Source organism: Burkholderia sp. Tr-862, assembly GCF_011753085.1.
In the GTDB taxonomy this organism is placed as follows: domain Bacteria; phylum Pseudomonadota; class Gammaproteobacteria; order Burkholderiales; family Burkholderiaceae; genus Burkholderia; species Burkholderia ambifaria.
On sequence record NZ_VWWG01000184.1, the window covers coordinates 1 to 12,210 of the forward strand.

General features: G+C 68.9%; 14 protein-coding genes. 10 read left to right on the forward strand and 4 right to left on the reverse strand.

The window, feature by feature from the left end; all coding sequences use genetic code 11:
* The 10 genes from F3J14_RS29890 to F3J14_RS29935 form a co-directional block, all read left to right on the forward strand.
* Positions 1-210, forward strand: a 210-nt coding sequence (locus tag F3J14_RS29890) for a DUF3619 family protein (RefSeq protein WP_166726004.1), incomplete at its 5' end; no start/stop codon positions are given.
* Positions 211-236: 26 nt separating this feature from the next.
* Positions 237-1,001 (forward strand): DUF3106 domain-containing protein, encoded by a 765-nt coding sequence (locus F3J14_RS29895; RefSeq protein WP_166726005.1) that lies wholly within the window; start codon positions 237-239, stop codon positions 999-1,001.
* A gap of 6 nt (positions 1,002-1,007) precedes the next feature.
* Positions 1,008-1,517: an RDD family protein gene (locus F3J14_RS29900; protein ID WP_166726006.1), complete on the forward strand. Its 510-nt coding sequence runs from the start codon at positions 1,008-1,010 to the stop codon at positions 1,515-1,517.
* A 236-nt stretch (positions 1,518-1,753) separates the two neighbouring features.
* Positions 1,754-2,692 (forward strand): UDP-2,3-diacylglucosamine diphosphatase, encoded by a 939-nt coding sequence (locus tag F3J14_RS29905; RefSeq protein WP_166726007.1) that lies wholly within the window; start codon positions 1,754-1,756, stop codon positions 2,690-2,692.
* A 29-nt stretch (positions 2,693-2,721) separates the two neighbouring features.
* Complete coding sequence (locus tag F3J14_RS29910; RefSeq protein WP_166726008.1) at positions 2,722-3,756, forward strand: glycosyltransferase family 1 protein; 1,035 nt, start codon at positions 2,722-2,724, stop codon at positions 3,754-3,756.
* Positions 3,753-4,289, forward strand: a complete 537-nt coding sequence (locus tag F3J14_RS29915; protein WP_166726009.1) for a diacylglycerol kinase — start codon at positions 3,753-3,755, stop codon at positions 4,287-4,289. Before F3J14_RS29910 ends, F3J14_RS29915 begins: the two co-directional genes overlap by 4 nt.
* 193 nt (positions 4,290-4,482) lie before the next feature.
* Positions 4,483-5,238 (forward strand): TetR/AcrR family transcriptional regulator, encoded by a 756-nt coding sequence (locus F3J14_RS29920; RefSeq protein WP_166726010.1) that lies wholly within the window; start codon positions 4,483-4,485, stop codon positions 5,236-5,238.
* The gene (locus F3J14_RS29925) at positions 5,235-5,819 is read left to right on the forward strand and encodes a TIGR00730 family Rossman fold protein (RefSeq protein WP_166726011.1); all 585 of its coding nucleotides are present in this window, start codon (positions 5,235-5,237) and stop codon (positions 5,817-5,819) included. Before F3J14_RS29920 ends, F3J14_RS29925 begins: the two co-directional genes overlap by 4 nt.
* A gap of 22 nt (positions 5,820-5,841) precedes the next feature.
* Complete coding sequence (locus F3J14_RS29930; protein WP_166726012.1) at positions 5,842-6,603, forward strand: SDR family oxidoreductase; 762 nt, start codon at positions 5,842-5,844, stop codon at positions 6,601-6,603.
* 230 nt (positions 6,604-6,833) lie between these two features.
* The gene (locus tag F3J14_RS29935) at positions 6,834-8,732 is read left to right on the forward strand and encodes a glycosyl transferase (RefSeq protein ID WP_166726013.1); all 1,899 of its coding nucleotides are present in this window, start codon (positions 6,834-6,836) and stop codon (positions 8,730-8,732) included.
* 97 nt (positions 8,733-8,829) lie between these two features.
* Here the strand turns inward: F3J14_RS29935 and F3J14_RS29940 are convergent, their stop codons facing one another.
* The 4 genes from F3J14_RS29940 to F3J14_RS29955 all read right to left on the reverse strand — a co-directional run.
* Complete coding sequence (locus F3J14_RS29940) at positions 8,830-9,447, reverse strand: DUF924 family protein (RefSeq protein WP_166726014.1); 618 nt, start codon at positions 9,445-9,447, stop codon at positions 8,830-8,832.
* Positions 9,444-10,175 carry an alanyl-tRNA editing protein gene (locus F3J14_RS29945; protein ID WP_166726015.1) on the reverse strand — a complete coding sequence of 244 codons (732 nt, stop codon included), beginning with the start codon at positions 10,173-10,175 and terminating at the stop codon, positions 9,444-9,446. Before F3J14_RS29945 ends, F3J14_RS29940 begins: the two co-directional genes overlap by 4 nt.
* A gap of 105 nt (positions 10,176-10,280) precedes the next feature.
* Entirely contained in the window at positions 10,281-10,691 is a 411-nt protein-coding gene (locus tag F3J14_RS29950; protein ID WP_166726016.1) for a group II truncated hemoglobin, read from the reverse strand.
* A gap of 43 nt (positions 10,692-10,734) precedes the next feature.
* On the reverse strand, positions 10,735-12,210 hold a 1,476-nt coding region (locus tag F3J14_RS29955), incomplete at its 5' end, for an FtsX-like permease family protein (protein ID WP_247682312.1).

Below are 12,210 nucleotides of genomic sequence, written 5' to 3' on the forward strand. Positions count from 1 at the left end.
TACCGCCCGTCCGTGTCGCTCGCGCGCCGGCTGCTGCGCGCGTGGCCGCTCGCGCTGCTGCTGGCGGGGCTCGTCGGCATCGCCTACTGGGAAGACATGCAGCGCACCGCCGAGCTCGCCGATATCGACGCGGCAATGCTCAGCGACGACCTGCCGCTCAACGCGTATCTCGATCACGGGTTCAACGCGTATCTTTCGCACGCACGCTAACAGACAATAACGAGGGGATCGCACGGGTGAATCAGAAACGCGGCCTGGCCGTATTTTTCGGATGCGTGATCGCGATCGCCGTTTCCTACGTCGCCACCTACTCCCGATTCAACCCGCCCCCCGCGACGGTCTCCGCCGCGGCCAGCAGCGCGCCCGCGCCGACCTCGGCCGCCGCCGCGCTGTCCACCGAACTCGCCCCGCTGCCCCTGCCGCTGCCGGCCGCCAACGGCCCGCTGTCGTGGGCGCGGCTGACGCCCGCACAACGTGTGGCGCTCGCGCCGTTCGCCGATCAGTGGGACGGCTTCAGCGATGCGCGCAAGCGGAAATGGCTGAAGATCGCATCGCGTTTCGCGAAATTGACGCCTGATGCGCAAAAAAACCTGCAGGACAGAATGTCCGAATGGGCGCGGATGACGCCCGAGCAGCGGCGCGTCGCGCGCGAGAATTACCAGAGCGCGAAGGAGCTGTCCGCGCAGGCGCGCGAGCGCGCGTGGAAGGCCTACCAGCAATTGCCCGAAGAACAGAAGCAACGCCTAGCCGCGACCGAGCGCCGTCGCCGGCCGAGCGTCGTCAGCGCGCCGCCGACCGTCGCCGACCGCGATGTGCGCCGCCTCGTCAATTCGCACGAGCATCCGGCGAGCAACGTCGCAGCCGTGCCGGTGCCCTCATCGGCCGGTGCCGGCGTGCCGCCCGCCGCGTCATCCACGTCCGGTACCGGGCCCGCAACCGCACCGGCCATCGTCACGCCCGTGTCACCGGCCGACGCGCCGTCGATGTTCAAGGGTTCCTGAGCGGCCGTGGCGAGCGCCCCCGCACCCCAGGCCCCGGCCGTCGCCGCGCCGTCCGTGCGGCGGCGCCTCGCTGCGATGCTGTACGAGGCCGTGCTGCTGTTCGGCGTCGTGTTCTTCGCGGGCCTCGCGTTCAGCCTCACGACGCAGCAGCGCAACGGCCTCGTCCATCACGACCTCCTCGCCGCGTGGATCGCGCTCGTCGTCGGCGCGTATTTCGTCTGGTTCTGGACCCATGGCGGCCAGACACTGCCGATGAAGACCTGGCGGCTGCGGCTCGAATCGTCGAGCGGCCGGCCGCTGAGCGCCGCGCATGCGCTCGTCCGCTATGCGCTCGGCTGGCTGTGGTTCCTGCCGCCGCTCGCCCTGCATCCGCTGCTCGGCCTGTCGGTGCCCGTCACGCTCGCGCTCGCCGCCGCGTGGATCGTCACGTGGGCCGGCGCCGCCCGCCTGCACGCCGATCGTCAGTTCCCCCACGACCGCCTCGCGCGCACGCGCGTCGTCGCGATTCCGCGCTGACGCGCCTCGCGCGGTTCGCGCATCCATCAGACGAAACCCGTCGAAACCGCCCGCAGGGCCGCCCCGCGCGGCTTGCCCGATAGCGACAGGCCCGTCGGTTCGGCAGATTACACAACCGCGCCCCATTCACCGCTAAACACGCCGCGACGACAGTAATAAGAACGTCTCGTGACTGTCATGGCATGGTCACGCCCACATGGCGCAATGCCGGTAATGTCAACCGGCGCGAGTCATGCATGGGCCAGAAAACGTCCGCGACCTCCCTGTTCCGTCAACCGCTCGGCGCCCGCGCCGTCACCGCCTTCCTGTCCGGCTCGGCCGCAACCGATGCCCTTTCGACGCACGAGCCGCCGGCCGCGCACGCGACGCAGCATGACGACCCCGAACCGTCCGCGCATCGTTACCGCACGATCTGGCTGTCCGACATCCATCTCGGCTCCAGCGGCTGCCAGGCGCCGTACCTGCTCGATTTCCTGCGCCACAACGATTCGGAGTACCTGTACCTCGTCGGCGACATCATCGACGGCTGGCAGCTGAAGAAGGGCTGGTACTGGCCGCAGGCGCACAACGACGTCGTGCAGAAGATCCTGCGCAAGGCGCGCAAGGGCACGCAGGTGGTCTACATCCCGGGCAACCACGACGAAGGCGCGCGGCAGTTCTGCGACCTCGCGTTCGGCGACATCCAGGTGCGCGGCGAGGCGTTTCACACGACGCTCGCGGGCAAGCGTTTGTGGATCGTGCACGGCGACCTGTTCGACGGCGTGATCCAGCACGCGAAATGGCTCGCGTATCTCGGCGACACGCTCTACACGCTGATCCTCGTGCTCAACCGCTGGTTCAACCGGATCCGCAGCCGGCTCGGCTTCCAGTACTGGTCGCTGTCGCAGTACCTGAAGCACCAGGTGAAGAACGCGGTGAACTTCATCTCGCAGTTCGAGACCGTGATGACCGACGAAGCGCGCCGCCGCGGCTGCGACGGTGTCGTGTGCGGGCACATCCACAAGGCCGAGATCCGCGACATCGACGGCGTGCTGTACTGCAACGACGGCGACTGGGTCGAGAGCCTGTCCGCCCTCGTCGAAACGATGGAAGGCGAACTGAAGATCGTCTACTGGACGGCGATGCGCACCGCGCCGTCCGCAGCCCCGTCGCGCAAGGCCAAGGCCACCGCCTGACACAACTCCACTTACAGGACACAGCCGCGATGAAGATCATGATCGTCACCGACGCATGGGAACCGCAGGTCAATGGCGTCGTGCGCACGCTGAAGAGCACCACCCGCGAACTCACCGCGCTCGGCCACCGGGTCGAAATGCTGACGCCGCTGGAATTCCGCACGGTGCCCTGCCCGACCTACCCCGAGATCCGCCTGTCGATCCTGCCGTACCGCAAGCTGCGCGCCCGCATCGATGCGTTCGCACCCGACGCGCTGCACATCGCGACCGAAGGCCCGCTCGGCCTCGCCGCGCGACGCTATGCACGCTCGCGCAAGCTGCCGTACACGACCGCGTATCACACGCGCTTTCCGGAATACGTGCAGGCGCGCTTCGGCATCCCGCTGTCGGCCACCTACAAGTTCCTGCACTGGTTCCACGGGCCGTCGCTCGCGGTGATGGCGCCGACCCCGGTCGTGAAGCAGGATCTCGAGAAGTTCGGATTCACGAACGTCGTGCTGTGGACGCGCGGCGTCGATCTCGACATCTTCCGGCCGATGGAGTCGAAGGTGCTCAACACCGCGCGGCCGATCTTCCTGTACGTGGGCCGGGTCGCGATCGAGAAGAACGTCGAGGCGTTCCTGCGTCTCGACCTGCCGGGCTCGAAGTGGGTCGCGGGCGAAGGTCCGGCGCTCGCCGAGCTGAAATCGCGCTATCCGGAGGCGAACTATCTCGGCGTACTATCGCAAGCCGAGCTCGCCAAGGTGTATGCTGCGGCCGACGTGTTCGTGTTCCCGAGTCGCACCGACACGTTCGGCCTCGTGCTGCTGGAGGCGCTCGCGTGTGGCACGCCGGTCGCCGCTTACCCCGTGACGGGCCCGATCGACGTGCTCGGCGGGGGCGATGCCGGCGCGATGCACGAAGACCTGCAGGAAGCCTGCCTCGAGGCGCTGAAGATTGAACGCGAGACTGCCCGCGCGTGGGCCGAGCGCTTCTCGTGGCGCGCGGCGTCCGAGCAGTTCGCGTCGCATCTGAAGCCGCTGCCGAAGACCGCGTACTCGCCCGCCGAAGGTGCCGCCGTTTGAAACGAGACCTGAACGACAAGATCCCATCCGCTGCCGCGACAGCGCAACTGCCTCATCCGTTCGACGAAGAAGAGCCGCACGCCGACGCGGACGTGCACACGCACGAACCGCTCGGCCCCGACGATCGTCTGGCGCCGCTGCCGCCGAACCCGTACAAGCGCCACCGCGGCATCACGCGCGCGTGGTACGCGCTCAAGCATTCACTGAACGGGTTTCGCGTCGCGATCCGCGAGGAGAGCGCCTTTCGCCAGGAGCTCACGCTCGCCGCGCTGATGCTGCCGATCGGTGCGTTCTCACCGGTCCCGGCCGCGTCGCGCGCGCTGCTGATCGCGTCGGTGCTGCTCGTGCTGATCGTCGAGCTGCTGAACTCGAGCGTCGAGGCCGCGATCGATCGCATCTCGCTCGAGCGCCACGAACTGTCGAAGCGCGCGAAGGATCTCGGGAGTGCCGCGGTCACGGTCGCGCTGTTCGCATGCGTGACGACGTGGGGCTTCGTGCTCGGCCCGGTCGTCGCGCGCTGGCTCGGCTTCTAGCGGCATCCGCGGCAGCGCCGCCGTGCGGCGGTGCACCATGCACCGGGAACGCGCGCGATCACGAAATGCGCCCGTTGGCAGGAAACAGCGGTTTATAATCGTCCGCTAGACTTAGAACAGCAACCCGCGCCGGACGAATCTCGCAGCATCGATTGCAGCGCCCGCCAGTCCGGCACACACAGGGCCGGACGACATGGAAGCGAAACCTCCCCGCCGCACCCGCGAACGGATTCTCGAGTTGTCGTTGAAACTCTTCAACGAGATCGGCGAGCCGAACGTCACGACCACGACGATCGCCGAGGAAATGGAAATCAGTCCAGGCAACCTGTACTACCATTTCCGCAACAAGGACGACATCATCAACAGCATCTTCGCGCAGTTCGAGCAGCAGATCGAACGGCGGCTGCGCTTCCCCGAAGATCACCGTCCGACGATCGACGAGACGTGGTCGTACCTGCAGTACATGGCCGACTTCATGTGGACCTACCGGTTCCTGTATCGCGACCTCAACGACCTGCTCGCGCGCAACCGCACGCTCGAGACGCATTTCAAGCAGATCATCAGCCACAAGGTGCGCTTCGCGCACGACATGTGCGAACTGCTCGTGTCCGATGCCGAAATGGTCGCGACGCCGGCCGAGATCGAAGTTATCGCCACCAACATGGCCGTGATCTCGACGTACTGGCTGTCGTATCAGTACGTGATGCATCCGCGCAAGTACAACGATCAGGATGCGATCCGCGAAGAGCTGCACCAGGTGAGCATGCACGTGATCTCGGTGATGGCCCCGTACCTGCGCGGCCGGTCGCGCCAGCTGTTCGACGATCTCGTCTCCGGCAAGCTGCCCAAGCGCCAGTTCACCGACTACCTGCCGCCGCGCGACGGTTCGCCCCGCCCCGCCGGCAGCCCGGTCATCGCCAGGCCCGCCGCGAAGGATACGAAACAATGAAGGCAGTGTGTGTTTACTGCGGCTCGTCGTCCGGCGTGCGGCCCGTCTATGCGGACGCCGCGCGCGCGTTCGGCCGCGCACTCGTCGATGCGGACCTGACGCTCGTCTACGGCGGCGGCCGTGTCGGCCTGATGGGCGTGATCGCCGATGAAGTGATGGCGGCCGGCGGCCGTGCGGTCGGCGTGATCCCCGAGCTGCTCGTCGACAAGGAAGTCGGTCATACCGGGCTGTCCGAGCTGCACGTCGTGCCCGACATGCACCACCGCAAGAAGATGATGGCCGACCTCGCCGACGCGTTCGTCGCGATGCCCGGCGGCGCCGGCACGCTCGAGGAACTGTTCGAGGTCTATACGTGGGCGCAACTCGGCTATCACCGAAAGCCGGTTGCGGTGTACAACATCGATTCGTTCTACGATCCGCTGATCGCGCTGCTGCGCCATACGGTCGACGAAGGCTTCATGCGTCCGACCTACTTCGACGCGCTGTGCATCGACTCCGAACCGGTCGCGCTGATCGAGCAGCTGCGCCGCTACCAGCCGCCCGTCCGCGACAAGTGGGCGTCCGACGACGCGGCCAAGTAACGCTTATCGGGAGCCACGCGCGATGCCCGCACCGTCCGATCGCAAAGCCGTCCTGATCACCGGCGCAAGCCGCGGCATCGGCCGCGCGACCGCCGTACTCGCGGCCGAGCGCGGCTGGGACGTCGGCATCAACTACGCGCGCGACGCGGCGGCGGCCGAACTGACCGCGCAAGCCGTTCGCGACGCCGGCGCACGCGCGTGCGTCGTCGCCGGCGACGTCGCGAACGAAGCGGACGTCATTGCGATGTTCGACGCAGTCACGGCGGCGTTCGGCCGCCTCGACGCGCTCGTCAACAATGCGGGGATCGTCGCGCCGTCGATGTCGCTCGCCGACATGCCGGTCGACCGGCTGCGGCGGATGTTCGACACCAACGTGCTCGGCGCTTACCTGTGCGCGCGCGAAGCCGCGCGCCGGCTGTCCATCGACCGCGGCGGGCGGGGCGGCGCGATCGTCAACGTGTCGTCGATCGCGTCCCGGCTCGGTTCGCCGAACGAATATGTCGACTACGCGGGCTCGAAAGGCGCGGTCGATTCGCTGACGATCGGCCTGGCGAAGGAACTCGGCCCGCACGGCGTGCGCGTCAACGCGGTGCGGCCGGGCCTGATCGAGACCGAAATTCATGCAAGCGGCGGCCAGCCGGGCCGCGCGGCGCGCCTCGGCGCGCAGACACCGCTCGGCCGTGCGGGCGAAGCGCAGGAAATCGCCGAGGCGATCCTCTGGCTGCTCGGCGACGCGGCGTCATACACGACGGGCGCCCTGCTCGACGTCGGCGGCGGACGATAATCGGCCTCCCAGGCGCCAAAACGCGCCGACTGAAACGTTCCCGCGGTCACGACACCACAAATCTCCACAATATCGTGACCATTTCAGTAAACGTTCGTAACAGTTCCGTGCTTTACTAGCGCCAAGCCTAAAAATGGCCGGTCATCCGGCTGTTTTTCTCGCCTTGATGCGCCCCTTATTGGTTCCGGCCCATGTCGCCGGACCAGCTTGACCCGACCGAGATCTTTTCCATGCCAGGAACCGCAGCGCCCGGCCGGCGACGCACATCCTCCGTGCCCGCTTCGGCCACGCACGCCCGATCAGCCGCCGATCCCGACCTCAACGCGACGCTCAATGCCGCCGGCACGCCTGCCGTGGCCGGCGCGAGCGCGACGAACGGCGCCGGCGATCGCGTGCTGCGGCTCGGCTGGCGCGTCTGGCTGCTGGTCGCCGCGCTGGTCTGCGCGTATACGCTGCCGGGCGTGCTCGGCCACGATCCGTGGAAGCAGGACGAAACCTATACGTTCGGCATCATCCAGCACATGCTCGAGACGGGCGATTTCGTCGTGCCGACCAACGCCGGCCTGCCCTTCATGGAAAAGCCGCCGCTCTACGCATGGGTCGCGACGAGCCTCGCGTGGCTGCTGCAGCGCGTGATGCCGCTGCACGACGCGGCACGGCTCGCGAGCGCGCTGTTCGCCGCGCTCGCGTTCGGCTTCATCGCACGCGCGGCACGCAGTGCCAGCCGGGCCCAAGGCTGGCTCGACCTGCGCGTGATGGGCCCCGTCGTGCTGAGCGCGGGCACGCTCGTCGTCATCAAGCACGTGCACGACATGATGACGGACGTCGCGCTGTTCGCCGGCACGGCAATGGCCTTCTGCGGCCTGCTCGAGCTCGTGATGCAGCACGTCGCGCGCGCGCAGCAGATGCGGCATGCGCTGCCGATGCAGCCGTGGAGCCGCTGGGCCGCGCCGATGTTCGGCGCGGGCGTCGGCATCGCGCTGATGGCGAAGGGGCTGTTCGTTCCGCTCGTGTTCGCCGCCACGCTCATGGGCGCGCTGGTGCTCTACCCCGCCTGCCGTACGCGCGCGTTCGCGCGCTCGCTCGGTGTCGCCGCGCTCGTGTTCGCACCGTTCGCGCTGATCTGGCCGACCGCGCTGTTCCTGCGCTCCGAGACGCTGTTCATGACGTGGTTCTGGGACAACAACGTCGGTCGCTTCTTCGGCTTCTCGGTGCCGGAACTCGGCGCGGAAAACGACAAGCCGTTCTTCATCCTGCGTGCGTTCCTGCTCGTCGGCTTCCCGGTCGCGCCGCTCGCGATCGTCGCGCTGGCGCGCGGCGCATGGCGTGACTGGCACGCGCCGCGCGTCGCGCTGCCCGTGCTGTTCGCCGGCATCGGCCTCGCGGTGCTGCAAGTATCCGCGACCTCGCGCCAGCTCTACATCCTGCCGTTCTTCGCGCCGCTCGCGCTGGTCGCCGCGCAGGCGATCGAGCGCCTGCCGCGCGGGCTGCATCTCGCCTGGGATTACCTGAGCCGCCTGCTGTTCGGTACCGCCGTCGCGCTCGCGTGGGTGATCTGGGCGGTGATGGCCGATCCGCGCGCATCGCGGGCGAGCCTCGCCCCGCTCGGCCGCTGGCTGCCGCTCGACTGGACGATGCCGATCGAGCCCGGGTTCGTGATCGGCGCGCTGGTGCTGACCGTCGGCTGGCTGTGGCTGCTGCCGAAGCTGCGCACGACCGGCCTGTGGCGCGGCGCGCTGTCGTGGGGCGCGGGCGCGCTGGTGGCGTGGGGCCTCATATATACGCTGCTGCTGCCGTGGCTCGACGTCGCGAAGAGCTACCGGTCGGTGTTCGACGACCTGAACGCGCATCTCGCGCTCGAATGGAGCGACGGCGACTGCATGGCGAGCCTGCACGGGCTCGGCGAGTCGGAAGCGCCGATGCTGTACTACTTCTCCGGGATCCAGCACACGCCGATCGACGACGCGAAGACGACGCGCTGCACGTGGATGATCGTCCAGGGCGTGCGGGCCGTCGATCCGGCGCCGGGCAGCGAATGGAAACTGTTCTGGACCGGCGCGCGCCCGGGCGACAACGAGGAACTGCTGCGCGTCTACGTGCGCACGCCTGAAGAACACGAAGCGCCGTAACGCAAGGCGGCGCCGCGCAACGGCGCCGTCGTGATCTCCGGTGCGCAACGCAAGCAGCGCGCGAGCCTTCACGCCCGGCGCGCCACCGCTGCACACGTCAAAACGACGAACCGGGCTCGCGCAGGAATGCCGCCTCTTCGTCGGTCGACGCGCGACCGAGAATCGCGTTCCGGTGCGGGAACCGCCCGAAGCGCTCGACCACGGCCGCATGGCGCAGCGCGAAGTCGTGATAGCTCTCGCACCCGGCCTCGCCGCGAATACCCGCGCACAGCCGCACGGCCTCGCGCTGGCTCTCATGCGACTCGTCATGTTCGAACGGCAGGTACGCAAACGCGCGGTGATGGCCGCTCGGCAGTTGCGCGTCCCACCCGGCCGCGACGACGCGCCGTGCGAGCGCCAACGCCTTCGGATCGGCGGCGAATGCGCGCGGCGTGCCACGATGAATGTTGCGCGAGAACTGGTCGAGGACCACGATCAGCGCGAGCGCGCCAAGCGGCGTGGCGGCCCAGCGATCGCACGCGCCGTCGCACGCGGCGTCGAGCAACGCGCCGTAGCGCGTGCGCAGCACGTCATCGAACGCCGCGCCGCCGTTGAACCACACCTTGCGCGCGTGGCCGAACTCGGCCGAATCCGGCTCGCCGAACCAGAAATCGAGAATCTCGCGCGCTTGCGGATCGAGCGCCACGGCGGTGTCAGTCAGGTTGTCGATCGTCATGCAAACTCCAGTACGAGGCGCCGGGTCCGCGCGCTCTTCTTTTCAAGTTTGGCGACCCGCAGGTCGCCGATTTCGGACGTATTGCGCACGTGCGTGCCGCCGCACGGCTGCAGGTCGACGCCGGCGATGCGCAGCAGCCGCACGCGGCCCAGCCCCATCGGCGGCTTCACGCTCATCGTGCGCACGAGCTCGGGCCGCTCGGTCATCTCAGCGTCGGTGATCCATTCGGTCGTGACCGCATGCGCGCCGCGGACCAGCTCCGCGAGACGGCGCTCGACGTCGACGCGATCGATCGCGTCGGACGTCGCGAAATCCAGCCGCACGTAGTCGGCCGTCACGCTGCAGCCGTCGACCGGATACGGCAGCACCGCGCACATCAGGTGCGCGGCCGTATGCAGCCGCATGTGCCGGTAACGGCGCAGCCAGTCGATGTCCGCGACCACGCGCGCGCCGGGCGCGAGCGCCGCGACGCGCGCTTCCTGGCCCGGCGCGGGCACGTGCACGGCGTCGTCGGGGGTTGCGCCGTCGAACTTCGCCTTGCGCGTGTCGGCGATCGCGATCGTGCCGCCGTCGGGCAGCATCAGCACGCCGCTGTCGCCGGCCTGGCCGCCGCCGAGCGGATAGAACACGGTGCGGTCGAGCCGGATGCCGTCATCGCCGACGGCCGCGACGACGGCGTCGCATTGCGTCAGATAGGCATCTTCGCGAAACAGGGCCTGGGTCGTCATCGGGGGGAACCTCGTATCGATCGCGGAAACGGTCAGTGTCGCGCCGCACCGGACCGGCGCCCATACGCAGATCGTCCAGCGTCCGGACAGCGGCGTACCGGTCGATCAACCGGGCCGGTTGCGCATCCAGTCGGCCGTGTCGTAGAACGAATGCATGAGCCGCTCGCGCAGCGGCTCGGGCAAGCCGGTGTCCTCCATCGCCCACGCCATGCAGCGCAGCCACTGGTCGCGCTCGACCGACGCGATCGGGAACGGCATGTGCCGTGCGCGCAACCGCGGGTGGCCGAACCGGCTGATGTAGTGGTCGGGGCCGCCGAGCCAGCCGCACAGGAACCAGAACAGCTTGTCGCGCGAGCCGTCGAGCGACGCCGGATGCAACGCGCGAATCTCCGCGAACTCGGGCTCGAGGTCCATCAGGTCGTAGAAACGGTCCACCATCTCGCGCACGCGGGCTTCGCCGCCCACGAGCTCGAACGCCGTCGGCTGCGACGGCGCATCATCATTCACATCGGTCATTACGGATATTCGGAAACGGGATATTCGGGGCCGCCGGCGACGCTCAGGCGTCGCGCAGCGACTGCAGCGCGGGGCGCCGCAACACATTATGCAGGCTCAGCCAGCCGGCCGCACCGGCGCATGCGACGCCAGCCGCGATGCCGGCCGGCACGAGCCACGGATCGACGGCGAGCTGGAAGTCGAACACGCGTGATGCGAGCACCCAGCCGACCGTGATCGCGCCCGCCGACGCCAGCACGCCGGCGAGCGCGCCGACGACGATGAATTCCGCGCGCTGCACCGCGTTGACCTGCGCGCGCGACGCGCCGAGCGCGCGCAGCAGCGCGGCCTCGTGCACACGCTCGTCGCGCGAGCCGGCGAGCGCCGTGTACAGCACGAGCACGCCGGCCGCGAGCGTGAACCCAAACAGGAACTGCACCGCGCCGACCACCTGCAGCATCATCCGCTGCAGCTGCGCGAGGATCGGCGCGACGTCGATCGCGGTGAGGTTCGGGTAGCGTGCGATCAGCGGATCGAGCAGCGCCGCCTGCTCGGCCGGCAGGTGGAAGCTCGTCAGGTAGACGGCCGGGAAATCCTTCAGCACGGGCGGCGGCATCAGCACGAAGAAGTTGACGCGGAACGAGCCCCAGTCGAGCTTGCGCACGCTGGTGATCGGCGCATCGACCGTCAGCCCCGTCACGTCGAAGCGCAGCGTGTCGCCCGGCTTCACGTTCAGTATCTTCGCGAGCCCGTCCTCGATCGAGATCTCCGGCCTGGCCGAATGGCCGAACCAGTCGCCCGCGACGATCCGGTTGTCGGACGGGAGCTCGGTCGTATACGACAGGTTGAACTCGCGGTCGACGAGCCGGCGCGCCTCGTCCGACGGATACGCGTCCGGGTTCACCGGCTTGCCGTTGATCGCGACGAGCCGGCCGCGCACCATCGGCGCGGGCACCGCGTCGCGCACGCCGTGCGCGGCGAGCCACGCCGCGACGTCGTCGCGCTGGTCGGGCTGGATATCGATCAGGAACTGGTTCGGCGCATCGGGCGGCGTCGACTGCCGCCAGCCGGCGACGAGATCGTTGCGCGTGATCGCGATCAGCAGCAGGCACATCAGGCCCAGCGCGAGCGCGGTGATCTGCAGCGCACTCGCCGTGCCGCGCCGGTGCAGCGACGCGAGCGCGTAGCGCCAGCCGATGCCCGCGGCCACGCGCGCATTGCGCACCGCGCGCGCCGCCGCGTACAGCACGAGCCGCGCGATCAGCGAGAAACCGACCAGCGCGCCGGCGAACCCGCCCGCGACGATCAGCCCGAGCTTCAGGTTGCCCGCCGCGATGATCAGCAACCCCGCGAACAGCACGACGCCGATCGCATACGCGGCCCACGCGATACGCGACGCGTCGCCCCAGTCGCGCCGCAGCACGCGCACCGGCGGCACGCGCGTGAGCGGCGCGAGCGGCGGCAGCGCGGACCCGAGCAGCAGCACGAGTGCGGCGCCGACCCCGACCAGCGCGGGCCCGAGTGTCGGCGGCGGCAGCGC